23 protein-coding genes are annotated in these 25868 nt (G+C 40.4%); 8 read left to right on the top strand and 15 right to left on the bottom strand.

All coding sequences use genetic code 11. From position 1 onward, the window contains the following. The first annotated feature begins 101 nt into the window (after positions 1-101). The 4 genes from FNT16_RS17385 to FNT16_RS17370 are packed head-to-tail and all read left to right on the top strand — an operon-like array spanning position 102 to position 5136. Positions 102-1757, top strand: coding sequence for an alanine/glycine:cation symporter family protein (locus FNT16_RS17385; protein WP_143872779.1), 1656 nt, complete (start codon positions 102-104; stop codon positions 1755-1757). Positions 1758-1770: 13 nt separating this feature from the next. Beyond that, positions 1771-2100 carry a zinc ribbon domain-containing protein gene (locus FNT16_RS17380; protein WP_143872778.1) on the top strand — a complete coding sequence of 110 codons (330 nt, stop codon included), beginning with the start codon at positions 1771-1773 and terminating at the stop codon, positions 2098-2100. Continuing rightward, entirely contained in the window at positions 2097-2375 is a 279-nt protein-coding gene (locus FNT16_RS17375; RefSeq protein WP_143872777.1) for a YeaC family protein, read from the top strand. The genes FNT16_RS17380 and FNT16_RS17375 overlap by 4 nt, the downstream gene beginning before the upstream one ends. Continuing rightward, a complete protein-coding gene (locus FNT16_RS17370) occupies positions 2365-5136 on the top strand; it encodes a DUF349 domain-containing protein (RefSeq protein WP_143872776.1) in 2772 nt (923 codons plus the stop codon). The genes FNT16_RS17375 and FNT16_RS17370 overlap by 11 nt, the downstream gene beginning before the upstream one ends. 207 nt (positions 5137-5343) lie before the next feature. On the opposite strand, the gene nadK is transcribed toward FNT16_RS17370, so the two are convergent. Next, on the bottom strand, positions 5344-6225 hold the full coding sequence (gene nadK / locus FNT16_RS17365) for an NAD(+) kinase (RefSeq protein WP_143872775.1): 882 nt from the start codon (positions 6223-6225) through the stop codon (positions 5344-5346). Between the two features lie 214 nt (positions 6226-6439). On the opposite strand from nadK, the gene hrcA reads away from it, so the two are divergent. After that, positions 6440-7471: a heat-inducible transcriptional repressor HrcA gene (hrcA, locus tag FNT16_RS17360; protein ID WP_143872774.1), complete on the top strand. Its 1032-nt coding sequence runs from the start codon at positions 6440-6442 to the stop codon at positions 7469-7471. Between the two features lie 55 nt (positions 7472-7526). Continuing rightward, positions 7527-8183, top strand: a complete 657-nt coding sequence (gene grpE / locus FNT16_RS17355) for a nucleotide exchange factor GrpE (RefSeq protein ID WP_143872773.1) — start codon at positions 7527-7529, stop codon at positions 8181-8183. Positions 8184-8229: 46 nt separating this feature from the next. On the opposite strand, the gene FNT16_RS17350 is transcribed toward grpE, so the two are convergent. Both FNT16_RS17350 and ettA read right to left on the bottom strand, forming a co-directional pair. After that, complete coding sequence (locus FNT16_RS17350; protein WP_143872772.1) at positions 8230-8601, bottom strand: PilZ domain-containing protein; 372 nt, start codon at positions 8599-8601, stop codon at positions 8230-8232. A gap of 119 nt (positions 8602-8720) precedes the next feature. Beyond that, a complete protein-coding gene (ettA, locus tag FNT16_RS17345; RefSeq protein ID WP_143872771.1) occupies positions 8721-10388 on the bottom strand; it encodes an energy-dependent translational throttle protein EttA in 1668 nt (555 codons plus the stop codon). A gap of 257 nt (positions 10389-10645) precedes the next feature. Here ettA and FNT16_RS17340 point away from each other — a divergent pair, with 257 nt between their 5' ends. Further along, positions 10646-13666: a bifunctional diguanylate cyclase/phosphodiesterase gene (locus tag FNT16_RS17340; protein ID WP_185976636.1), complete on the top strand. Its 3021-nt coding sequence runs from the start codon at positions 10646-10648 to the stop codon at positions 13664-13666. A 2-nt stretch (positions 13667-13668) separates the two neighbouring features. Here FNT16_RS17340 and FNT16_RS17335 read toward each other — a convergent pair whose 3' ends face one another. The 10 genes from FNT16_RS17335 to doeB2 all read right to left on the bottom strand — a co-directional run bounded on the left by FNT16_RS17335 (position 13669) and on the right by doeB2 (position 23357). Further along, on the bottom strand, positions 13669-14094 hold the full coding sequence (locus FNT16_RS17335; RefSeq protein ID WP_143872769.1) for an FKBP-type peptidyl-prolyl cis-trans isomerase: 426 nt from the start codon (positions 14092-14094) through the stop codon (positions 13669-13671). Between the two features lie 81 nt (positions 14095-14175). Continuing rightward, on the bottom strand, positions 14176-15003 hold the full coding sequence (locus FNT16_RS17330) for an SDR family NAD(P)-dependent oxidoreductase (RefSeq protein ID WP_143872768.1): 828 nt from the start codon (positions 15001-15003) through the stop codon (positions 14176-14178). A gap of 37 nt (positions 15004-15040) precedes the next feature. After that, positions 15041-15454 (bottom strand): hypothetical protein, encoded by a 414-nt coding sequence (locus FNT16_RS17325; protein WP_143872767.1) that lies wholly within the window; start codon positions 15452-15454, stop codon positions 15041-15043. 51 nt (positions 15455-15505) lie between these two features. Then, positions 15506-16111, bottom strand: coding sequence for a protein-methionine-sulfoxide reductase heme-binding subunit MsrQ (gene msrQ, locus FNT16_RS17320; protein ID WP_185976635.1), 606 nt, complete (start codon positions 16109-16111; stop codon positions 15506-15508). A 14-nt stretch (positions 16112-16125) separates the two neighbouring features. Then, positions 16126-17136: a protein-methionine-sulfoxide reductase catalytic subunit MsrP gene (msrP, locus tag FNT16_RS17315; RefSeq protein WP_143872765.1), complete on the bottom strand. Its 1011-nt coding sequence runs from the start codon at positions 17134-17136 to the stop codon at positions 16126-16128. Between the two features lie 74 nt (positions 17137-17210). Continuing rightward, complete coding sequence (locus FNT16_RS17310) at positions 17211-18029, bottom strand: mechanosensitive ion channel family protein (RefSeq protein WP_143872764.1); 819 nt, start codon at positions 18027-18029, stop codon at positions 17211-17213. Positions 18030-18186: 157 nt separating this feature from the next. Next, on the bottom strand, positions 18187-19548 hold the full coding sequence (locus tag FNT16_RS17305; RefSeq protein ID WP_143872763.1) for an NAD-dependent succinate-semialdehyde dehydrogenase: 1362 nt from the start codon (positions 19546-19548) through the stop codon (positions 18187-18189). 9 nt (positions 19549-19557) lie between these two features. Next, positions 19558-20832 carry an ectoine hydrolase gene (gene doeA, locus FNT16_RS17300; protein ID WP_143872762.1) on the bottom strand — a complete coding sequence of 425 codons (1275 nt, stop codon included), beginning with the start codon at positions 20830-20832 and terminating at the stop codon, positions 19558-19560. After that, on the bottom strand, positions 20829-22100 hold the full coding sequence (locus FNT16_RS17295) for an aspartate aminotransferase family protein (protein ID WP_143872761.1): 1272 nt from the start codon (positions 22098-22100) through the stop codon (positions 20829-20831). Before FNT16_RS17295 ends, doeA begins: the two co-directional genes overlap by 4 nt. Positions 22101-22184: 84 nt before the next feature. Further along, entirely contained in the window at positions 22185-23357 is a 1173-nt protein-coding gene (doeB2, locus tag FNT16_RS17290; protein WP_143872760.1) for a N(2)-acetyl-L-2,4-diaminobutanoate deacetylase DoeB2, read from the bottom strand. 219 nt (positions 23358-23576) lie between these two features. Between doeB2 and FNT16_RS17285 the strand changes: the two genes are divergently transcribed. Further along, complete coding sequence (locus FNT16_RS17285) at positions 23577-24089, top strand: WbuC family cupin fold metalloprotein (protein ID WP_185976634.1); 513 nt, start codon at positions 23577-23579, stop codon at positions 24087-24089. Here FNT16_RS17285 and FNT16_RS17280 read toward each other — a convergent pair. Together FNT16_RS17280 and FNT16_RS17275 are read right to left on the bottom strand one after the other, a co-directional pair. Continuing rightward, entirely contained in the window at positions 24082-24765 is a 684-nt protein-coding gene (locus FNT16_RS17280; protein WP_143872758.1) for a ceramidase domain-containing protein, read from the bottom strand. The two genes, FNT16_RS17285 and FNT16_RS17280, sit on opposite strands and share 8 nt — an antisense overlap. Before the next feature lie 60 nt (positions 24766-24825). Continuing rightward, the gene (locus FNT16_RS17275) at positions 24826-25695 is read right to left on the bottom strand and encodes a type 2 periplasmic-binding domain-containing protein (RefSeq protein WP_143872757.1); all 870 of its coding nucleotides are present in this window, start codon (positions 25693-25695) and stop codon (positions 24826-24828) included. Between the last annotated feature and the right edge of the window lie 173 nt (positions 25696-25868).

Raw genomic sequence — 25868 nt, 5'->3', positions numbered from 1 at the left:
ATAAACACGCCCTATAGAATTATTGAGCATTATTGCGTATTGTTGCGCAATTTGTAGAAAATTGTTTAACCGTAACAATCGCGATAAGTAGGTTTAAAAACATGGATTCGATCAATCAATTTTTACTTTCTCTTGATCAATATTTGGGCAGCGCCGTTTATTTTCCGTATTTATTATTGGCTGTTGGAGTGTTTTTCACATTCTACTTAGGGTTTCCGCAAATTCGATTTTTTAAAGCAGGTTGGGCGCATTTATTTGAGAAAAAATCACAGCCGGGCGCACAGGGCGATACCAGTCACTTTCAGGCATTGACAACTGCTTTGTCTGGTACCGTAGGGACCGGAAATATCGGGGGCGTCGGTTTAGCTATCTTTTTGGGCGGTCCGGCTGCACTGTTTTGGATGTGGATGACGGCATTTTTAGGTATGGCAACAAAATATGTAGAGGTCACATTATCGCACAAATATCGGGTGCAAACGTCTGATGGTAGCTTTTCTGGCGGCCCAATGTACTATATGGATCGCAAGCTGAATGCCCGTTGGTTAGCAATATTGTTTGCTGTTGCCGTTGTGATCAGTTCATTTGGAACTGGGTCTATGCCACAAATTAATAATATTGCGCTCGCAATGGAAACCAGTTTTGATATTCAACCTATGGTTACCGGTGCTGTATTGTCAATTCTACTGGCTTTGGTGATTATTGGTGGTATCAAACGTATCGCTAAGGTGACAGCCCGACTCGTGCCTATGATGGCAGTTGTGTATTTTGTCAGCGCTATCAGTGTTGCTGTATATAATTACGACAATATTTTACCGTCTTTAACTGCAATATTTACGGGAGTGTTCACTGGCAGCGCAGCAACCGGTGGATTTTTGGGTGCCAGTTTTGCTTATGCTTTTAGCCGTGGTGTTAATCGCGGTTTATTTTCTAATGAAGCGGGTGCAGGCTCCGCGGCTATAGCCCACGCAAGTGCTAGAACGAAAGATCCGGTTAATGAAGGTAAGGTCGCAATATTAGAGCCTTTTATCGATACCCTAGTGTTATGTACGTTAACTGGCTTGGTTATTTTGTCATCTGGGGTTTGGTATAAAAAACATCTTAATCAATTTGATGCGGCAGACATGTATGTTATACAAGGTGAATATCACGAAAGTTCGAAAGAAAATAGGCAGCAACTCTACGCTTGGTTAAACGCAAAAGAAACACATGAGGTTAAATTTTATCAAGGAGAGCTATTAATTCGAGCGGGTAAAATTACCACTGAAGGGGTAACTTTAATAAATGCCAGATCAATTGCCGAGCAGGTTGAGGTGCTCAACGCAGACGGCGAAAAATATAGAGGTTTTTTAACAGTGGATAACGGTCGCATTGTTAATTCAAACATACAAATTCAAGGCTATTCATTAATTCACTCTACCGCCTTGACGGCTGTTGCTTTTAGTCAAGGGTGGTTTGGCCAGTATGGCGAGTATTTAGTTGCAATCTCCATCTTGTTATTTGCTTTTTCAACCGCTATATCATGGAGCTACTACGGCGATAGAGCGATGACTTATTTGTTTGGCAGTCGTTCAGTTGTCTATTTCCGTATTAGTTACGTACTGGGTTTTTTTATAGCGGCAATAACAGATACCACAATTATTTGGAATTTAGCGGCCGTCACCGTAGTATTAATGACCTTGCCGAATTTGGCGGCTATTGTTTTGTTGCACAAAGATATGAAAGCAACGCAAGAGCGACATTTAGAAAACAAAAGTTGAGTTAGGAAATTTTATGGCTTTAACGCAGTGCCCAGAGTGTAATAAACGTATTTCAGACAAAGCGGATCAATGTCCATATTGTCAATGTGCTTTGGTTGATGATCCGGAAAAACTGGAAACACAGCGGCGAATTAATCGCATTAAAAAAAGTTCATCTTTAATGACACATTCATTTTTGGCGCTAATCTTGTTTATCAGCGGTTTAGCATATTCGAGCTGGTATGCAGAAGATGGTATGACATATGATAAAATTGCATCGCAAGCAGTCGCTTTAATTGGATTAATATGGTATTTAACCACTCGCATTAGAATAATGTTATTCAAACGTAATAAAAAACAATGAATTATTTAGACATGATCGAAAACATGCCAGAAAGCGTTTATCAATCGCTCGTTCAGGCTGTTGAATTAGGGCGATGGGCAAATGGTGACCTTTTGTCTGTCGAACAAAAAGAAACGACTCTTCAAGCTGTTTTGGCGTGGCAAGCAAAACATCTTGATTCCGATCAACACTTGACTGTTGGAAAAGATGGTCAGTTAGTTGAAAAATCACGTGAAGCACTTAAAAAAAGTTTTGCTGACAACTCAATTATCCGGTTTAAACACGATGATATTTAAACAATTATTTAAGCCTAAATGGCAACATGATGATCCAAATGTGCGGATGGAAGCACTCAAAAAATTAGAAGATCAAGATATTCTGCAACAATTGGCCAGTCGAGATGCCGCGCCGGATGTACGTAAAACCGCACTTGAAAAACTAGCGAGTTTTGACGCGTGGGCCAAAGCCTTGTCGGAAGAGCAAGATAGCCGACTGCAAAAATTAGCTTTTGAAAAAGTTAAACTCGCTTTACTGGCGAAAGAAAATGAATTGCCTGTTGTTGATAAGAAAGCGTTTTTAGAAAACTGTAAAAACACCAATTTACTGGAAGATTTTGTGCGCGTTAGCCAAGAGCAAAGTTTACGTTTGCTTTGTTTGACTAAACTACATAAAAATCACTTGTACTATGATTTAGCAGTGCGAGACAGTGATGAAAAAATAGCGCTGTTTTGTGTCGAAAAAATTGAAGATAAAAAACAGCTGGAAAAAATTGTACAAAAAACACCTCACCCTTCGGTAAAAGCCTTAGCTCAGCAATCACTTGATAAAATTAAAGAATTAGAAGAAAAACCAGTATTTATTCGCAAAAGTACGCGCTTGATATTAAGTAAATTGCTGGCGTTAAAAGATAAAGATGATTACCAGCGTGTGCAAACTGAAAGCACAGAACTCCAGCAAGAATGGTCAGCATTAGAGCAAGATTTTATTTTATTAGATGATGAAGAGCGGCAAGTATTAACGGACAAATATCAACAGATAAGCCAGAAGCTGAATCTAGCATTGGCAGAGTTGGAAGCTGCTTACAATGAAGAGCAAGCAAAATTAGCTGCCCAGAAAAAACAGCAGGAAATCATAAATTCTGTTGAGCAGGGCATTGCACAAATTCAGGAACAAGTAAGTCTTGCAATTGAAAGCGAAGGGGATGCTCAATTATCTGCCATTCAACAAGCGATCGCGGATAACAAGGCTTTGTTGCAGGAGGATCATTTAGGTGGTGAAAAAACAGAAGCTTTGTTTAATCGATTAAACGAAATTGAAGTGAATGCTGCACATATCCCTGAATTTGCTGAACAGGTATCTAAGATCACCCGAGCGATAACGCAGTTATCGCAATATCAACTACCTAAATCTATTGAGCAGCTTGACGATGCGCAAAACCAATTTGATCAGTGGATGAAAGATTGGAAACAGAATAAGCGTGCAATGTTGTTTGATTTACCTTCTTCATTGCAAGAAAGTGCCGATAGTTTGATCAAAACTTGGAACTTAAAATTAAAAGAGATAAATGCTCAGCAAAATAGCACGGTTAAGCAAGTTAGAGGTCAATTAAGAGAGCTTGAACGTTTGATTAGAGCGGGCCGTTTTAACGTAGCATTTGGATTGTTTCGCAAAATAGGCGAAGGTTATGAAAGCCTAAGTGAAAATTATCAACAAAAAGTTGATAGAGAGTATCAACGTTTAAACGAACAAATAGCAGAGCTAGAAGATTGGAAAGCATATATTGGTTTGCCGCGTAAACGTGAATTATTAGCTGAAATTCAACAGTTAGCTGAGCAAAACGTTGAGGATGCATTTGCACGAGCAAAACAAATTAAATTGGCGCGGCATACTTGGCGTTTGTTGGGCAATGTCAGCAGCGAAGAAAATACAGCATTGAACGAAGCGTTTGATGTTGCTGCTGAGCAAGCTTTTGCGCCATGTCGTGAGAAATTTGCCGAATTGGAAGCGCAGCGAGCAGAAAACTTAGTTGCACGACAAAAATTGTGTGAACAGGCGGCAGAATTAGAAGGTCAATTTAATCAGCAGCAAAATTACCAGCAACTCTCTAAATCGCTAACGTCTTTACAAAATGAGTGGAATAAGGCAGGTTCGGTTGAAAGAGCCGAGTACGTAGCCATTAGTGACCGCTTTTTTTCAATTATTAAGCCGTTGCGCCAGGTATTAAATGCGTTTTATGCAAGTAATGCTGAAAGCAAAAGAGCGTTAATAGAAAAAGCAGAGCAAATAGCGCAACAAGGAGCTACTGCGGAAACGGTTGATGCTCTGAAAGCTTTGCAACAACAGTGGAAAGAGACGGGTTATGCTGGCGCAAGTAAAGAAAATAAGCTGTGGAGTAAATTCAGAGCAGTCAACGACAAAGTATTTGCGGCGCGACAGGCTGAATATGAACAGAATAAACAACAACAGCAAGCTGCCGTTGAGCAGTTAAAGTCAGAACTCGATGGATTGTTTGCTCAAGTGAATGAAGCGCAAGAAACTGCAACAATTAAACAGATTCAAGAGCAGGTTAAAGCGCTTGATTTTAATATAGGCACACCCGCGCAAAATAAAAAGTTAGAGAAACAAAGCAATGGCATATTACAAACCATAGAGAAGAAACTAACTGCGATAAACAATGCAAAAAATGATGCGGTAAAAGAAGCATTTTTTACGCAAATTGAAAGCTTAATTCACGGTCAGGAAATTTCACTGAGCACGGAAAATAAGCTAACGGCTAGCTGGCAACAGGCGCTTGAAGCCGCGCAGCAAGCCAGTGACAAAGATAGCCAGCAAAGGCGCGACCTAACCATTCAAATTGAAATACTGTGTGGTGTGGATACCCCAGCGCAAGATACGCAACGTCGAATGGAAATACAGGTGCAAATGTTGTCAGATAAGCTAAATGCTGGTGAAACGAAAGATCCCATGGATATGTTATTATTATGGTTAGCTTGTGGTTCGCTCGACACAGACGATGGCGAGTTGTTTAACCGAGTTAAAAAAGCACTCAGTCAATAGTTAATAATGAGTCAATAACGATTCAATAATGATTAAATAATGAGTTAATAGCAAGGGCCGGTTAAAAAAGGGCGCAGGCAGTATGAACGCCCTACAAAAAGCTCAGTTAGAAAACAAAGCCTAAAAAGTCGCACTGATTATTAGATCGGTCGCGGCTTTTTTGTGCTTGTCAGAAAGTTAATCTCAGGACTTTGGATGATGTCAAGCTTAGTAAAGTTTACTACCCCAATTGAGCTTGCGACGCAGCACATTAAAATAATTATAGTCTTTTGGGTGAATCAGCTTTAATGTGTTTGGATGTTTATGGATATGAATCTCATCACCGGGTAAAACCTGCAAGGTGACATGACCATCGCATGTAACACCTAATTGTGCTTGTGATTTAATTGGCATGACTAATCTAAGCTGTGAATCTGCATCAACCACTATCGGACGATTTGCCAATGAATGCGGAAACATAGGTAACAAACAAATTGCATTTAAATTAGAGGTTAAAATAGGGCCACCACCGGAAAGCGAATAGGCGGTAGAGCCAGTTGGTGTCGACATAATTAAGCCATCAGCCCGCTGGCTAAAGACAAATTTATCGTTAATATACACTTCAAACTCAATCATATGTGCGACTTTATCCGAGTGTAAAACGGCCTCATTAACGGCGCTATTGGTACTTTTGACTTCATTATGACGATGTACTTCAACTTGCAACAAAAATCTTTCTTCGGTTGAAAAGTCACCTTTTAACACTTGTGTTAAAACATTTTCGTATGCTTCTGGGTGAATATCGGTTAAAAAACCCAAGTTACCCCGGTTGATACCAATAACGGCTGTACCATATTTGGATAACACGCGAGCCGCGCCAAGCATATTACCGTCTCCACCGACAACAATGGCTAAATCACAAGTTTGTCCCAGTTCTACTAAACTAATTTCTTTTACCTGTATGTCCGCTAAGCTACAAGCAACTTTTTGTTCAACAAATACTTCGCAGCCCAGTTTAGACAAAAATGCAATTAACCCTTTAACTGTCGTTTGAGTGTCTGGGTGGTTAGGTTTACCCACTAATCCAATTTTTTTAAAAACTAAAGGCATAATATTTCCGTAGTGAGTTTAATTTAATAATGGTTTAATTTTATGGGTCAGGTGATTAATTCTGTATACCTTTGAAGGTTAACAAATTTGACTAAAAAAGGAAGTAGATTTAATGATTGCAATTCTCAATTAAAGTTAATTTAATGTGAAAACATTGATTTTAAACTTTAGAACCCAATAAATGTAGTAACTGGCAACTGATCAATTAAGTATTATGGCAAATAAACAATTAAATGATAAAGCGCTGAAAGTACTCAACCATTTAGTTGAATATTATTTGAATGAAGGTCATCCGGTTTCATCTAAGTGCATAGCGCAGCAAAAAGACGTGTCGGCATCTGCGGCAACGGTGCGCAATATTATGATGACACTCGAGCGTGAGGGGCTGTTAAAATCACCGCATACATCAGCAGGCAGAATTCCAACAGTGAGCGGCTTAAGATTATTTGTTGATAAGTTGATGACGGTAAAAAACTTTCACCAGCATATTGAGTTGCCTCAGTTTGAGCAGTTAAGAGTGAAGGCACCTGCTAGTGAACTCTGTCAGAAAGCGTCTATGCTGCTGGCAGATTTAACTCAATTCGCCGGCTTTGTTACCGTGCCAGAAAAACGCAAGGTGACAGTCGATAAGTTGGAATTTATTCAATTAACGGCACAGAAACTATTGGCTGTCATTGTGATGCATGACGGTGATGTGCAAAATCGCGTCATTGAGCTGCCACAGGCAATAGAGCAAGGACAGCTACAAAAAATAACGTCATTAATGAATATGGTGTTTTGTGGAAACTCATTTATTGAGGGGTGTCGAAAGCTGAAAGCGTTGGCCGAGTCGGACAAAGCGCTGTTATGCATTAGTGAAGCCGCATTTGATGAAAAAACGATGCGCTCGGATGTATTACAAGACAAATTAATGATTGCCGGTCAAAATCATTTATTAAGTGAAAATATTAGCCAAGAACTCAATAAAATAAGAGCCTTGTTTGACGCGATTTCGAACAAGAAACTCATTTTGGATATGCTTAAATCTTGTCAGCGTTCGGATGGGGTGAAAATTTTTATTGGCGAAGAGACAGGGATCGAATTATTTTCTGATTGCGCATTGGTAAGTGCTCCTTATCATTTAGATGGCAAGGTTGTGGGGTCGCTCGCAGTTATTGGATCAACTCGTATGGACTACCGCAAAGTGATCCCTATTGTCGATATGACTTCGCGATTATTAACTTCGGCCTTGAATCATTCAAAATAGACCTTATATTGCATGCAAACACTTTTTTATGAAGACTGGTTTGGAGTTTTAAAAGATGAGTAATGAACAACAAGATGTTCAAGTTGAAGAGGTTTCTAAAGCCGTAGAAGGGGAAGTTGAGACTACCCAAGCTGAACAAGCAGAGGTAGAGCAGGCTAAAGTACAAGATGAAGTACAAGATGAAGTGCAAGATGAAGTGCAAGATGAGGTGCAAGCTAAACTAAGTGATTTAGAAGCTAAACTAGCTGCGTCAGAAGCCAAAGTAAAAGAACAACAGGATTCGGTTATTCGTGCTAAAGCTGAGGTCGATAATATGCGTCGACGTACTGCTCAAGACATAGAAAAAGCACATAAATTTGCATTGGAAAAGTTTGCGGGTGAATTGTTGCCAGTTGCTGATAACCTAGAACGCGCTTTACAAGCTGCAGATAAAGAAAATGAAGCTTTGGTACCTATGATTGAAGGTGTTGAGTTAACTTTAAAGAGTTTCGAAGCGAGTCTTTCAAAGTTTGGTATCGAAGTGGTTTCACCTGAGCAAGGTGAGCCGTTGAATCCAGAATTACATCAGGCGATGTCTATGTTACCTAACCCTGATGTTGCACCCAATGCAATTATTGACTGTTTACAGAAAGGTTACACTTTAAATGGCCGTTTATTACGTCCGGCTATGGTAATTGTATCTGCTGCGGGTGGCGTGGATACTCAAGCATAATTTTATCCGTGATAATAGCCAAATGACCTCGCGACATTTGGCTTTTTTAATGTTCGCTAGAAAGGTGTTCTAACTCTCGACTCAAAAGCGCTTCGTCTCCCATATTCAGTTCTACCAAGCGTTTTAAATGTGCCGCACTGTCAATATCAATTTGTGTACAGACCAAACCTATTTGGTTATTTCTCAGGTATGCAATATCAACCTGCATTTCCAAAACCACATCTGAATTGGGTAATTCAAACATTAGCTGATAATTTTTCTTATCCTCAAAATTTGGTAGACGATCGCTTTCAGGCAAAGTGACGAGTGCCCCTTTCAAAGACAGGTCGACCAGATTCACATCCCAGCATTGGTTTTTTTTGTTAAGTTGGGCCGGTATTGAGAAAAAAATTCGGGTAAAACTTCTTCTGTCATCCATAAGTGGACTCGTTATTACTCTATATTTGTTACACAACTTTTAAAATATAGCGCATATTATAAAATGAGCCAGATAAATTAGCGGGTAGGTCAGTTTAAATAACTAACCTACCACATTTATTAGCCTATCTTTTTGTATTTAATTCTATGCGGGTTAAGCACGGCGTCTTCACCTAAGGTTTGTTTTAACCAAGCTTCATAATCCGTGTAATTACCTTCATAGAAATTGACCTGACCTTCATCTCGGTAATCTAGAATGTGCGTCGCGATTCTGTCTAAGAACCAACGGTCATGCGATATCACCATGGCACAGCCTGGAAAATCCAGTAATGCATTTTCTAAAGCTCGTAAGGTTTCTACATCAAGATCATTGGTTGGCTCATCGAGTAATAACAAGTTGCCACCAGCTTTAAGCAGTTTGGCCAAGTGTACTCGGTTTCGCTCACCACCAGATAATTCACCAATACGTTTTTGCTGATCGGTACCTTTAAAGTTAAAGCGACTGACGTATGCTCGACTGTTTATTTCAAAACTACCAATCGTGATAATATCCTGACCTTCTGAAATCTCCTGCCAAACAGTGTTGTTGTCATTCATTGAATCACGGAACTGCTCTACACTTGCAATTTTTACTGTATCACCTAAAGCGATGTTGCCAGAATCAGGTTGTTCTGTACCGCTTAACATTCTAAAGAGTGTTGACTTACCGGCACCATTTGGCCCGATAATACCGACAATCGCCCCTTTAGGAATTTTAAAGCTTAAGTTATCAATTAATACTCTATCGCCATACGATTTAGTTAGATTTTCAACTTCAATTACTTTGTCGCCTAGACGCTCTCCGGGTGGAATAAACAGTTCGTTGGTTTCATTACGTTTTTGAAAATCTTGGTTGTTCAGTTCTTCAAATCGAGCCATACGCGCTTTGCTTTTAGCCTGGCGACCTTTAGGATTGCTGCGCACCCATTCTAATTCTTGTTTGATTGAACGTTTGCGTGCATTTTCAGAACGCTCTTCCTGCTCTAGACGTGCATCTTTTTGTTCTAACCAAGAGGAATAATTTCCTTCCCATGGAATACCATGGCCGCGGTCTAGCTCTAAAATCCAACCTGCTACATTATCAAGGAAGTATCTATCGTGCGTGATAGCCACTACAGTTCCTTCGTAGTCATGCAAGAAGCGCTCTAACCAAGCAACAGATTCAGCGTCCAAGTGGTTAGTAGGTTCATCGAGCAATAACATGTCTGGTTTTTCTAATAACAATCGGCATAAAGCAACTCGACGACGTTCACCACCGGATAACTTGTTGACATCAGCATCCCAAGGTGGAAGTCTTAAAGCATCGGCTGCGCGCTCAAGCATATTTTCAATGTTGTGACCATCGTGACTTTGAATAATGTTTTCAAGTTCGCCTTGTTCTTGTGCCAAAGCATCAAAGTCTGCGTCTGGCTCAGCATACGCGGCGTAAACTTCATCCAAACGGGCAATGGCATTTTTAACTTCAGAAATTGCTTCTTCGATGTTTTCACGGACATTTTTAGTTGGATCTAATTGTGGTTCCTGTGGCAGATAACCAATTTTAATACCCGGCTGTGGACGTGCTTCACCTTCAATTTCAGTATCTAAGCCAGCCATAATTCTAAGTAATGTTGATTTACCCGCACCATTTAAGCCTAAAACACCGATTTTTGCGCCTGGGAAAAAACATAAGTTAATGTTTTTTAGAATTTCCCTTTTAGGTGGAACAATTTTACTCACCTGATTCATCGTATAGACATATTGAGCCATTAATCTTTCCTGTTGGTTTTGAGGTTTTTTTCAAGATGATGCAATTCTAACTTTGCTCGTGCTTTAGCTCAAACAAGAGTTGCATTAAATTTAACGATCCGCCTTATTTTATATGACAGCAGCGTATAAAAATGTTAAAAATTAAGGTTATAATTAAGAATTTGAACATTGCTCGTATGGGAGTGTTTAGCGAAAGCTTAAGCACAGGGCACATTCTGGGTGACGGAGTACTCTTTTCCAGAGGTAATAATGCTGCTATGCAGTGGTTTAATTCCCGACTTATTCATTCACTATCGATAAAAGCAAGTGTACTTGTATTATGTGTATCCAGTGTGATTGGTTTAGTGGCTGGTTTTGCTCTGATGAACAGCCAAAACAAACTCACTTCAGATGCAGCTATCCAAGATGTCCAACAACTCTCATCATTGCAAGCTAATATCATTAGTCAGCATTTAAGCAGTTTAGCACGTTTGGGTGAAGTGTCTCACAGACAGTTAGTTGCCAGACTAAATAGCCGATATACAGAGCAATCAGCGAGCGAGTTGCACTTTAATAAACTTGAAAATGGTGCGTACCGAGCTCGTAGCGGTGAAGTCGGTGTCTTTGTTGGTGCTTCTGGCAAACTGACCACTGCAGAAATACAAATGGCGAACAAGTTGGTTAGTGTGTGGCATGATATTGCAAATGCCGTGATTCCGTCATTTAGCAGTTACTTTTTTATCAGCTCTGAACAGTTGTCTGTGACCTATCCAGCTAAGCTTGCGGAGCAATTACCGGCAACACACAATTTTGAGGAAGATATTTTTTATCGCATTGGGACACCCAAATATAATCCGACACGTCAGCCAATCTGGACACCTGTTTATTTTGATGACATTCAAAATCAGTGGTTAACTAGTCTCATAATACCGGTTTATATCCAAGGCGAGTTTGTTGGTGTTGTGGGTGGTGATTTTATTTTGCAGCAACTAAACGAATTAATCATTAGCGAAGTTGATGTTTTAACTGGGCGGCAGATTTTTGTTTTCGATAACTCAGGGAACCTTATCTATTATCCAGACTTTAAACATGTATTAAGTCATCAGGATGCTAAATTAAATACTGAATTGAATAACTTTCAAAGTGCGCCAAGTTTTTTGCAAGAAATTATTCGAGAAGCCTTGATTAAAGGTCGGTTTGAATCAGAAAGCACTTTTGTTGTGATGGGGGATAAAACGGTATCGGTTAGTCCAATTTCAGATTTAAACTGGTACGTTGGTGCTTATGATAAATTTGAACCTTTTGCAGAATACACATCCAAGCTGAAACTCTCTATTTTCTTTGCTATTGCAGCTGCAGCCTTATTATTGTCTCTTTTGGTTTTTTGGTTTTTGAATCAATTTGTATTAGCCCGCTTGCGAATTATGTTTGATGCCTTTAAAGAGCATCAACAGGGACAGTTTGAGTTAAAGGGGCTAGTAAAGGATAACGATGAGATTGGACAGGTCGCGCGCTCAATGATGGCAATGTCGAGTGAAATATCCGGTTTAATTGAAGGATTAAACGAAAAAATTATTGAAAAAGAAATAGCAGAGCTAGCGGCACTAAAGCTTTCTAATGCGGTAAAGCATAGCGAAACTGCGATAGCAATAACAGATGAAAATTTTATTATTGAATTTGTAAACCCTAAGTTTATCGAGCTTTGTGGTCGGGAAGAGGATGAATTAATTGGGGCCACATTGAAAACGGTTATTGATAACCAAATGGCGTGGATGTTGGATGCCGCTTACGAGCAACTCAATATGGGACACACATGGAAAGGCGATCTGTTGTTGACGCATTCCAACGGGGAAAGTATCTGGGTTTCACAAACTGTTTCTCCGATGACAGAGGACATTAATGGCGGGCGTCATTTTGTCGCTGCGACACAAGATATTAGTCAGATTAAAAAGAATCAAAAGAAAATGGAAAAGCTGGCGTATCATGATCCGCTAACCAACTTGTACAATCGCACTTTCTTTAAAGCTCAGTTAACAAAGTCGCTTGAAATGACGAAACGTGGCCATTTTTCGTTTGCATTATTTTATTTCGACTTAGATCAGTTTAAACGTGTAAATGACACATTAGGGCATGAAGCCGGTGACGAATTGTTAATTGAAATCGCTAAGCGCTTAGTTCGCCGTTTACGTGCGGAGGATACCATTGCACGTCTAGGGGGCGATGAATTTGCTGTTATATTAAGTGGTGTCGCGACGGTAGAACGCGCTACAGCTATGGCGATTGATATTCAGAATGTCATTCGAGAGCCAGTGCAATTGTCTGGTGCTGAAGTTTTAGTCAGTGCCAGTATTGGTATTACCATGTCGCCTAAAGACGCAATGAGCATTGAAACCTTGTTGCGTAACGCAGATTTGGCCATGTATAGAGCGAAAGCGGCGGGTCGCAATACCCATTATTTCTTTACCGATGACTTGGACAAAGCCGTCAAAGAAAGTTTGCTGATTGAAAGTGAGCTTAGGGTCGCTTTGCGAGAGTTACAATTTGAATTGTATTATCAGCCGCAGGTTGATTTAAAAACCGGCAAACTTTTTGGCTTTGAAGCTTTAATACGCTGGAACCACCCTGAACGAGGTATGGTTTCGCCTGCAATTTTTATTTCAGTGGCTGAACAATCCGGCTTGATAGTGGAGTTAGGTGAGTGGGTGCTTGCTGAAGCAAGTATGTTTATTGCCCGGCTGAACGAAAAGTATAATGAAAACTATACAGTTGCAGTCAATTTATCTGCTCGTCAGTTCAAAGATAAAGGGGTGGCGAGTGTTATTCGCAGCAGTATTATTAATGCCAGAATCAAACCCGAATGGTTGGATATAGAGTTAACTGAATCTATGTTGATGGGCGATATATCCGAAGCTTTACATCAACTAGACGATATCAAAGCTTTGGGGGTACAGATGTCGATAGATGATTTTGGCACAGGCTATTCTTCATTAAGTTATTTGAAAAAATTTCCAGTTGATACGCTTAAAGTGGACAGGGCATTTATCAAAGATATTCCTGAAGATACGGACGATATGGCAATTTCAGATGCCATTATCGCAATGGCACACAAACTTAAAATGAAAGTGATTGCTGAAGGGGTAGAAACACCTGAGCATGTTGAATTTTTGATTAAGAATAATTGCCAGATTGGACAAGGGTATTTGTTTAGCCCGCCATTGCCTGAAGAAAAGCTTCACCAATTTATTGAAACAGAGCAAAAAAATTACGAAGCTTTATTTTGTCGTATAGAGCAAAAATAAAATCAAATCACGCGGATTAATCTGACATCAAAGTGCAGAACTGCATTTGGGCCAATTTTTCCGCTGTTGCCTTTTTTACCCCAAGCTAATGCAGGCGGTATGATAAATTCAAACCGCTCTCCAATCTTCATTAAACTCAAACCTTGCTGAAGACCTTCAATGGCTTCTCGCATCGCAAATTCTTCTGGTAAACCCGCTTTATAGCTGTCAGCAATCACACTGCCATCGGCTAGCATAATTCTTTGATGTATGACGACTGTATCCAGCATGCTAGGCGAGATGTTTTTGTTTTCTGAGGTTTCTATAACTCGATAAATGAGCCCGCTATCTGTTATTTGTGAGTCGGGTTTGTTTTGATACTTTTCTAGCAATGCTTCTCCACTTTTTTTATTCAGGCCTGCCGAGCCTTTTGCTTTCTTTTTTGCCAAAATCTTTACCTCAGTATTTGAATTTACTTATTGATGAATTTATTTAAATGTTATCGTATTTACAGCTAGACATATCTTAACTTAAGCATTTTTTACGACGGCATCTAACCAGGTGCTTGGTAACAGGCGTTTTAAAAAGCCCAATAAATACGTTGGTTTAGTCACATAGTATCGAGCTTTGGGGTTAGCACTTTCAATGGCGTGTAAGAGGCGTTTATAAACCATTTCGGGGCCTTGGGTAAACGGAATGGCGGGTCCTTCGGTTTCTAATCGTTCTAACATTTTTCGATAGGTCGTTTTATAGCGACTGTTTTGCATATCGATATTTAAACTAAATTGTTGTAATGCGTTTGCTCTGAACTGACTTAAAATTGGACCCGGTTCAATCAGAGAAACAAAAATGTTTGTCCCTTTTAGTTCTAATCTCAAGGTATCTGAAAGGCCTTCAATTGCATATTTTGATGCGTTATAGCTGCCGCGGTATTTCATGGCGACAAAGCCTAAAACAGAGCTGTTTTGAATAATGCGTCCTTCACCGAATTTGTGCATATGTTCAAGGCACAGGTTGGTCAGTTGGTGCCAGCCAAATACATTGGTTTCAAACTGTTGTTTAAGTAATGAGCGGCTAATATCTTCTAATGCACCCGGCTGTGCATATGCGCCGTTATTAAATAGCGCAAATATATTCTTGTCGGCTGTTTTTGTTGCCCATTCAAATGCGTCTTTTACACTTTGACTGTCTGCTAAATCAAGCTGGTGGCTTGTTAATCCGAGCGATCTTAGATGTTCAACATCTTTTGTTTGTCGAGCCGTTGCCAGCACCTGATAGCCAGCTTGATGCAGAGCATGAGCTGAATATAAACCAATGCCAGATGAGCAGCCTGTAATAAGTATTGTTTTGCGAGCCATAAAATTGATTAACGAGTGAATTATGGCTCAAGTTTACTTAAATATGCGGGTTAGTGCACTGTGCATATACACCATATTTTTTATCATGAGTGTATAAGTGAACCCAGATCGGGTAGTCACGCGTGGTCAACCACATTTGTGCTTTATCTTGCGATGGGCAAATAACCATTTGAATATACTGTTTTTGTTGTTTTTCAGATAACTCTAGTTTGTCTGGAATTTGGATATAGGCATTAATTGAATTATTAATAACTTGGGTGCCTTGGAAACGCCAGTCACCGTATACAAAGTTGCTTTGAAATGTTTGGTTGACTAACGTCAGTACATCACTTGGAATTTTTGCGGTTGAGTCAGAAGAGTAGGCCGAAGCCTGATTGCATGCTGTAAGCAGAGACTGTGCAGCGACCATTAGCGCCGCTAGAGCTGAAGTTCTAATCATTTTTGTTAACATATAGCACCCGATACAAGCTGTTTGCAATAATCTGTTATCGGGTGGTTGCGGCTAAACTTTAGATAGAGCCAGCCATTTTTTTATTTTTGTTTTACGAAGCAGCAATACAAAGGCAATGACGGTTATATAAATAATTGTTTCGCCAATATCTGCTTTACGGGACCAATAAAAGTGTATCCAAACCAGAATGACTGCGAGGTAGACCCAGTTGTGTAGTTGCTGCCAGTGCGCGCCCATTTTTCTTCTAACAAACAGTGGTGAAGTCATCGCCATGCATAAAAGTATCAAGAAAGCGAGTAGTCCCAGCCAAATGTATGGTCGCTGCGCCAACTCTGATAAAAACAGTGAGACATCAAATGCTAATTCAAACCACCAAAAGTTTAAAATGTGCAATGTGGCGTAACAAAAACTATAGAGACCGACTAGTCTTCTGCACTGCATCAGCCAAGGCTGTTTCAGTTGTTTTGCAATGGGTGAAAATAGCAGACTCATGAGCAAAAGATTAAGTGCGCCAATTCCAGTAAAGTGGATGATTGCTTTAACCGGATCGGCTCCATTTTGGTCGGTAATCGAAGCATAATAATTAATGCTTAATAAACCAAAAGCAATTAGGTGAATAATTGTTTTAAAAAATATAACTTTTACACGTGTCGTCAAAAGATTAACACACCTTAATAATATTTTCTTAGATCCATCCCTTGATACAGTCCCGCCACTTCATCAGCATAACCATTAAACATCTGTGTTTTAATCCGTTTCTGATCCAACAGTCCGCCTGATGTGATGATGCGTTCACTTGCCTGACTCCACCTTGGATGATCAACGTTTGGGTTTACATTGGCATAAAAACCATATTCTTGTGGCGCAGATAAATTCCAAGTGGTCGCCGGTTCTTGCGCGGTTAGGCGGATATTGACTATAGATTTGATACTCTTAAATCCATATTTCCAGGGCACAATTAACCTAACAGGCGCCCCATTTTGTTTGGGTAAGCTTTTACCATAAAGCCCGACAGCGAGAATTGTTAGCGGGTGCATGGCTTCATCTAGCCTGAGTCCTTCAGTATAAGGATAGGGGATGTTACCGCCAATGAAGCGGCTTGATTGCCCACGCATTTCATCTGGTCTGTGTAATGTTTCAAACGCCACATATTTTGCAGAGTTTTGTATATCTGCATTTTTTAATAGTGCAGATAGAGGAAAACCAATCCAAGGGACAACCATTGACCAAGCTTCAACACATCTTAAGCGGTATATTCGCTCTTCTAATGGAAATTGATTAAATAAATCTTCGTATCCCAGCTCAAAAGGGGTATTTACTAAACCATTGACCTTGATCTTCCATGGATCAATCGTCAGTGCATGAGCGTATTCAGCTGGATCGCTTTTTCCAGTTCCAAATTCATAAAAGTTGTTATAACTGGTCACTTTACTTTCTGGTGTCAGTTTTAAATCTGAGTTTGTGGGCGTGTATTTGAGTGTTTTAAGTGTTTGTGGTTTGTCGTTGGTTTCTTTGTTATCCGTAAACCAGTCTAGAATATTCGCGTTTGCCGGCTGACTGATTAAACTTGCACTAGCCAATAAACCTAAACTTTTTAATATGGTTCGTTTGTTATGATAGACAGATTCATCGGTAATTTGATGATCTTTGAATAACTTTCGATTCGATTTTACAATTTTCATGCAGGACTGGTCCGAATTTATTTAGCTATAGCTTATATGACCTGATAAACGAAAAAGTTTATTCAGGCGAAGCTTTATAAAATACGCACTTCACGCTGTGGAAACGGTATATGAATATTATTGGCTTTTAACGCGTCAAAAATTGCCATATTTACCTGATACTTTACTTCGTAAAAGCCTTGTGTTGGTGCCCAATAGCGTAATCCTATATTAATACTACTATCACCAAATTCGTTGATCCCGACTTGGGCAGGCTGGCTACTGTCAACTTGCTCAAATGACTGCAAAATATCTGTAATAAGTTTTATCGCTAACTTTGGATCGGAGTCGTAACTAATTCCAACACTACTTTCGACCAGTTTATTCTGATAAGAGTTGTGTAAGATATCTCCAATTAAAAATTTGTTTGGAATAATGATATCTTCTTCTTCTTCGTTGACTAAAATCGTACAAGCTAAGCGTACTTCTTTAACAATCCCTGTAATGTTTTGAATGGTAATTGTATTGCCAAGAACAAAAGGGCGGGTCAGTATTATGGCCAAGCCTGCGCCGTAGTTGCTCAACATGCCTTGCAAAGCTAAGCCGACCCCTAATGAGGCAGCACCTATAGCGGCAACAAAAGGTGTGATACTAATACCGATTTTACTTAACGAGATGACAATGCCGGCGGCTAGAATGATAAATTTGACAAAGTTGGCTAAAAATTGGCTTAAGGTAATATCAAGTTTTTTCTTTAGTAATAGCTCATTGATAAAGCGACCTATCCGATTGGCAAGCCATAAAAAAATTAAAAATACAATGAGGGCGCCCAGTAATTGGAAGCTATAAGTGACCAAAAATTCTATGGCCATGTCATAATATTTTTCTAAACGTTGGATATCAGATTCAAACATATAAAACTTCTACATAACTATTTGTTTTCACTTTAGTAAGTAAACAAATGCTAGGCAAGCTTAATTGGTAGATAATGGTATTTTTGCGAGAAAAAATAATACCAATGGTAGGCGCAAGCTTAAAACGGCAGTGTATCAGGACACACTGCCCATTATATTATTTAATCCAGACCTGTTTGCAATTTACAAACTCTTTGATGCCGTGTGGTCCAAGTTCGCGGCCGATACCCGAGCGTTTAATGCCGCCACTAGGTAGTCTAGGATCTGTTTTCACGATGCCATTCACCGCGACTTGACCTGACTCTAATTGTTCAATAAACATGTTTATTAAGGTTTCGTTGTTAGTCCAAATAGCGGCGCCTAAACCATATACAGTTTGATTTGCCAACTGTAACGCATGTTCAGGATCATCTGCTTTAGAGACACACATGACAGGTCCAAAAGTTTCTTCGTTAAACACGGTCATGTTACTTTTGACATCTACAAGTAAAGTGACTGGGTAAAAATAACCCGCTTCGTCAGGTAACGAGCCGCCAAGACGACAGTGTGCACCTTGTTCTAGGCTTTCACATACTTGCCGGTGTAAATTTGATTGTAAATCTTTTCTTGCCAACGGGCCAACGTCGGTGGAAGGGTCCAGCGGATCCCCTAACTTTAATTTGGCCAACCGTTTTTCGAGCATCTGACAAAATTGATCATAAACCTGACTTTCAACAATGATACGTTTTGCCGCAATGCAAGATTGTCCCGCGTTTATAATTCTGGATAAAGTGGCGGTGTCCGCCGCAGCTTCCAGATCGGCATCTTTTAGCACAATACAGGGGTCAGAGCCACCAAGTTCTAGTACACAAGGTTTAATAACTGAACTGGCTGTTGAAGCAACGGTTGCACCGGTTGCGCTTGAGCCGGTAAATGATACCCCTGATACCCGTCTGTCTCTGATTACATCCGCTACTTCTTTGTTAGCCAGTGGCAGGTTGACGACGATATTGTCTGGCGCGCCGGCGCTTTTAAAAGCATCCATAATGGCTTTGGCACACCCTGAGACGCCGGGATCGTGCTTCATTAAACAGGTATTACCAGCCATTAAGGTTGGTGCCATAAATCGAAAAGCCAGCCATAAAGGTGCATTCCAAGGTAAAATACCCAATATACTGCCCAGCGGCTGGTAATTTACATAACTACTAGACGCATCAGACTCGATTGTTTCAGAGGCTAAGTAGGCTTGTGCATGCTCCGCATAGTGCTCTGCGCACCAAGCTGCTTTTTCTACTTCTGGCCCACCTTCTTTTATTGGTTTGCCCATTTCTTCAGCCATTAATTTGGCAAGCTCTGCTTTTCTTGAGCGTAGCACTGCCGCAACCGCCTTTAGCACTTCTCCCCGTTGCTCAAAACTTGTCGTTCGCCATTTTAAAAAAGCTCTATTACTGGCATTTAAAGAAGCATCTACTTCAGCTTTATTGAGCGTTGGATATTCAGCTAAAGGCTGACCGTTTAACGGATTTTGTGTATATAGCATATTGTCACCTCACGCTTGTTTTGCTGGGTTGTCAGGCTTTTTTTGCCCATCATTTTTTTTGTTTGCGCGTTTAATGTTTAGATCTTGAATGTCTTTTACTGATTCAGGCGCTTTGTGTTTTTCGGGTTTAACAACAAAATCCTGATCCATATTGAAGAAGGATTTTGCGCCATCAGATGTGATATATATCGTATCCGAAATACCACAGGTTTTATTGCCATCAACGCCCCACATCCAAGGTATAACGTGAAATGTCATGCCTTCGCGAAGGACTGTGGATTCACCTTGTTTTAAACTAACGATATAACCTTCGTCCCAACTAGGGGGGAAAGCGATACCAATTGAATAACCAGAGCGTGTTATCAGGCGAGCACCTACATCGTTATGTGAAATGATATTGCGGATCAAATTGTCGACGTCGCTGACCGTCATTCCCGGCTGAATGTAGTTGTGCATGCTGGTTAATGCGAGTTTCATACATTCTTGTGCTTTATACATAGAGTCGGTCATTTCGCTTAACAATACCGTTCTCATCATGGCGGTATGATATCTGCGATAACAACCACCTACTTCTAAAAACACGTGTTCACCCGGTTCAACTTTTCGTCCTTCCCAAGTGGCATGGCCGATCATGGTTCTTGGACCGGACGTGACATATGGCATCACTGCCGGTGGCTCGCCACCGGCTTTAAACATAGCTGCACTAATAGCTGCGCCAATTTCATTTTCTGTCACCCCCGCATGACAGGCATCAATTCCAGCCAACATACCGGCTTCAGTGGCAATAGCGGCCTTGCGCATGATTTCTATTTCGGCTGCTGATTTACAGATTCTGCCTTCTTCGACAATACCAAAACAGTCCAGTAACTTACCTTCACGCAAGCTGGTGTGTATGACATCTTGCTGATAAGCGGGGAAAAAATAGCTGTTTCTTTCATAGCCGATGCGTTTATTTGATAGGTTGAATTCACGCAGGGCATCTACCAGCATTTGCACCGCATCGCCTGTGTCAGGATAGGGGCGCGTTCTTTCAACCCAAGTTCTGGCTATTATGTTCGATTCTTCCATAGCCCGCGTGATCATAAAGGGTTCGTCATCTAATGGGACAACCAGTGCTTGAAAAAACGAATACCCTGTTGTTTGATAGTCGGTCAGGTACATGATGTTCTCAGGATCGGTGATGACCACTGCATCTAAATGCCTGTCGGCAATTCGACTTCTCAATTCGTTTATGCGTCGCTCATACTCAGCAAACGGAAACGTCATATCGTCTCGTTGAATCATGCGGCCTCCAATACATCGTTCGTTGCAGTGACTAAAATATCTAATCCTTTCGTTAGATCTTCAACCGGTATGGTTAATGGTGGGATCAATTTGATCACTCTACCACCGGTTCCACAAGCTGACACCAATAAGCCATTGGCAAAACATTTTTCGACAATTTGTTTGGCCAAGGCACCATCACCCACATCCAAGCCCATAATCATGCCTTTTTCGCGCAATTGAATGGAATTATATTGTTTGAGGAGTGGATCAAGTTTTTCTAGCATTAATGTATTTTTCTGATCAACTTCAGCCATTAATACATCGTCTGCGAAATAACTTAAGGCTTCTTTACCGGCGACAAAACTTAAACATTGGCCTCTAAAAGTACCGGTATGTTCGCCTGGAGACCAGTGGTCATCATGTTCGGGTTTGACTAAGTTCATTGCCATTGGTGTACCAAAACCGCCAATCCCTTTAGCTAAACATACAATATCAGGATCTAAACCTAAATCATCAAAACTAAAATAACTCCCAGTACGGCCGCAGCCAACTTGTATTTCATCTATGATTAATAGTGAACCGAAGTCTTTGGCTAATTTTTGTAGGGCTTGTAACCATTCTTTTGAAGCGATGTTGACGCCACCTTCTGCTTGAATTGTCTCGACCAAAAATGCGGCCGGCGGATCGATGGCACTGGAACTATCTGCATACAAAGCTCGTAATTTATTTAAATTATCGACCCCACAAGATAACTCGCAATTTAAACAGGTTTTTTCGCAACCGAAAACTTGGTGATTGACATGGTTTAGCGGGACACCCGCTGCACCTCTAAAGTATTCATTTGCTGTACAGGCCAGTGCGCCAAGTGTCATGCCATGAAAACCATGTGAAAATGCAACTATTTCAGATCGTCCAGTCACTCGCCGTGCGAGTTTGAGTGCCGTTTCAACTGCGTTTGTACCTGTCGGTCCCATAAATTGCAGGCGGTGGGGCATATTTCGTGGTTCCAGAATCGTTTTGACAAAGGTTTCCATAAAATCTCGTTTGATGCTGGTATGCATGTCTAAACTATGGGTTACACCATTACGTTCAATATAATTTATAATGGCTTTTTTCATCCTTGGGTTATTGTGGCCAAAATTGAGTACGCCCGCTCCGGCAAAAAAATCAATATATTGATTACCATTTTCGTCTGTTTGTCGTGCATTTTCTGCTGTATCAAATACAACAGGGTAAACACGGCAGTAGGCTCTTATCGCAGATTCTCTTTCTTCAAATATACTCATAGGTACACTCCTTGCGGTGTTGAGACAAACACGAGCAACGTTGCCTGTGTTTATGGGTGATTACTTAGTTTTTTGTGGCTAAGTTCAGGGAATTGCAACGCCACAGAGGCGTGCAAACAAACGACAAACTAGAGGAATTAGTTTGTCGTTAAAGTCGTAAAAAGGGCTATGACATGGCGCTGAGTGCTGCTTAGCGCCATCGTTGGCGCCAATTAACGCAAATGCTCCGGGAATTTCACGTAAATAATAACTGAAATCTTCTGATGCCATGATAGGCACCCGTGTTGAATTATCTAGCGCTTGCTCACCAAACTCTTGCTGCCATGCACTGCGCATTAATCGCGCACATTCAGCGTGGTTTACGGTCGCGTTGTATCTTGGGTATATGTCTACAGTGCACTCTACGCCATAAGCTTTGGCGGTACTTTTACTAATGTCGGTAATTGAGTGATTTAAAATCTCTCGAGTGTCATCGTCTGGTACTCGAATACTGCCTTGTAATACGGCTTGCTGAGGGATCACAGTCGGCGAGTTAGAATCACAGGTGATAGAGGTAATACTGACTACTGCGGCTGCTTGCGGCGCGACTTTTCGGCTGACGATTTGTTGTAATGAAAGATTAATTGCGCTCGCGGCTAATAAAGGATCTGCGCATAATTCTGGTTGACTGGCATGCCCACCTTTGCCGTTTATGGTAATTTTGAAGGTACCATTACCACACATTACGATGCCGTCAGGACAAACCATTTGGCCAAATGAAATTGCAGGCCAGTTATGCCAGCCAAAGATATAATCTATGCCTTCTAATGCACCATTTTCAATCATTCGTTTAGCACCATGCCCCCCTTCTTCAGCTGGCTGAAAGAGCAGTGTAACGGGCGCGGGTAATTTATCTTGATTCGTTTTAAGCCAGTGCGCAGCACCCATTAAAGTGGCTGTATGTCCATCATGTCCACAGGCATGCATACAGCCTGAGTTATTTGAACTCCATTCACGACCACTTTGTTCTGTTATCGGAAGTGCATCGATGTCTGCCCGTAGGGCAATATGTGGGGTGTTTTCTGTTCTGTTGGGTGCATCGATAGTTGCTATGGTGCCAGTCTCAGCACATTCTCGCCAGGTTAAACCAAGTGCATCTAATTCACGACGAACACGCTCTGCAGTTTCAATCTCGTGCCAGCTTAGCTCTGGGTTTTGATGTAAACTTCTTCGCAATTTTTGTGCGAAATCAGTAATCTCTGTAAAGTTTTGGCTCATGAGTCTCCAGTTGTTGAAAAACGATTCGGAGAAAATGCAAGTGCTCTGCAACTTGCAACCAAGGTAACCTGCAATCAAGCAAATTGCTTAGAATGTAATTTAACCAACTTTTCCAGTGTAGAAGAGTTATTCGGGGTATTCAAATGACTCTATATACCGTTATAGTCTATCGGTAGATCGTAAACATATGAATTAAGTAAAGAAAGGATGGTAAAAACAATGCAACGTCAGAATATTAAACAAATTGACAACAACCTAATTCAGGCACTCGCTCAACAAGCACGGGACAGTGAAAGACGAAGAAGCAATTTTAATTTACATACTGACTACAACTCACCAGTACAAAGGCTATTCATTTGTATGCAGCCTGATAGCTATGTTTGCCCGCACAAACATGTTGAAAATAACAAATGGGAATTTTTTATGGTGGTCAAAGGACGACTATTATTTGTTTTATATAATGATTCTGGTTGTATTGTGGATAAGATAATGCTTGGACCAGATGAAGAGGTAGTATCACTTGAAATACCCCCCAACACTTGGCATTCAACGGTTGCGCTGCATGAGGATACGGTATTCTTTGAAGTTAAAGAGGGCCCTTACCAGCAAATTACCGATAAGGGGTTTGCTCATTGGGCACCCAAAGAAGGAGAAGCCGAATGTCAGGATTATATCCAGTGGCTAATCAAAGCTGAAATTGGTGCAAAATATCCATGCCCTGCGGCTAATTAACCTTTTGCACAATGGGTATTTTATAACAAGCACTATAAATTGCATACCAGCACAAATAAAGCACACAGGCATTTATTAAATGCCAGGCGAAATGGGTGCCTAATGGCAGGATGCTACAGATCGCATTATCGATACTTCTAAGCGTCAGCGATAGTGCAAACAGAGTACTTGCGTAGGCCAAATAGTTTTGGCTATCTTTGTTTTTGCGTTTTGCCAAAGCATTAAAAATGAGTAATGCTAAGATCGTCGGCAAGTACATTTCAGAACCGTTAATATCAAAAGGAAGATATTTACTGGCAAACACGGCAACGATAAAGAGTATAAAACTAAACACTGTTTGTGTTTTTGAAAATTGTAAAACTAATCTCGGGTAAGCAAGTAAAAACAACACCTGAAAGATATATATTGGCACGATATCGGCAAATAACGACCATTGGTTCGCAAACGTATGAAATAAAAAGCTACCAATACCGATAATAGAAATTAGTATCGCCAGCACGCTTAAAATAAGTTGATGATGTTTGCGGGCAGGGGACTGAAAAGTTTGCGCTTGTGGGCTTTTATACAAAATAAACAGGGCAATTAAACCCGCTATAATAAAGCCAAAATTAGATAGTGCATTAATGGGTTCAGCCCAAAAGTCAGCACTATTTCGTTCACAGTAGTAATCAAACATTTTTTTATTGAGTGGATGAATTGTTAGCCTAATAATACAGGCTAACAATCAAGTGTAAAATTATAATGCACTTAACAAAGTTTGACCGCTGGGGTTTGTCCAAAACTCGGGCCGATTGAGCGGTGTTAAAGACGATAACTGCGGATTATCTACCGTTATAACCTTGTCTATATGCCGTTGTTGGATACTATTCAACAGCGCTTCGGAATAGGTATGGGTCGCAAGATAGTTATCCAGCTCTCCATTTATCACCATTTCTTCCAGACCTTCTTCCAGTGATTTAGCAAATTCGCTTTTATCTGGGCTGACAAAAAAGTAAATAGGCCGTGTATAGCTGAGCATCAAATTAGGTACGATGGTCAGGTCTAATTCTGGATGCATTGCTAACATATTTTTTGCTTGGTTTAAGGGTAAAAGCAAAAAGTCAAAACGTTGAGCTTCGAGCATAAAAGGCAGGCCTTGTTTTTTTGATGCTTCGACCAATTGAAAACCGTTTTCTTTAAAGGTCATGCTATCTGCGCTGTTTCTCTCAACACCCATTTTTAAGTTTAGTAAATCCGCTTTATTGCGCAGATTACTGAATTCAATTAGACGCTGTTTTTTAACCACCAATACTTGGTATCCTGTAAGACCTTTTAATATTGGAATACGGATAGGAATTAGATCTTGCTCGAGTTGCATCTGGGTTGATTGCCAGCTTATATTTATTTCACCGGTTTTTAGCATATAAGTGGCTCGTGTAGTCGGGATTTGATAACGATTTTCTTCGAGTTGGACTGCTGAATGATGCTTTGCTATTACAGCTTGCAATAAACCGTATGCGTATTTATCCAACTCAGCGGTCAATTGATTGTGCTTTATTGTCTGTGCATAACTTGCCGATGTCATAAGACATAAAGTTAGTATTATGAATTTATTCCAATTTTTCATATAGCGACTCCTATTTGTCGATAGCTTGCACGAAATTTGGGATTAAATTAATTTTGCTCGGATTGCCTTTTGCTTTGGGTTGCCAAAAAATATTTAATACCAATATAAGTTAGGAATGTGACGGTATTAATTTCGCTCAATAATTAAATTTAACTGAGGGAAGTTCACTTTTT

This window comes from Catenovulum sediminis (assembly GCF_007289895.1).
GTDB classification, from domain to species: Bacteria; Pseudomonadota; Gammaproteobacteria; order Enterobacterales; family Alteromonadaceae; genus Catenovulum; species Catenovulum sediminis.
This window is presented reverse-complemented; position numbering and strand designations above follow the sequence as displayed.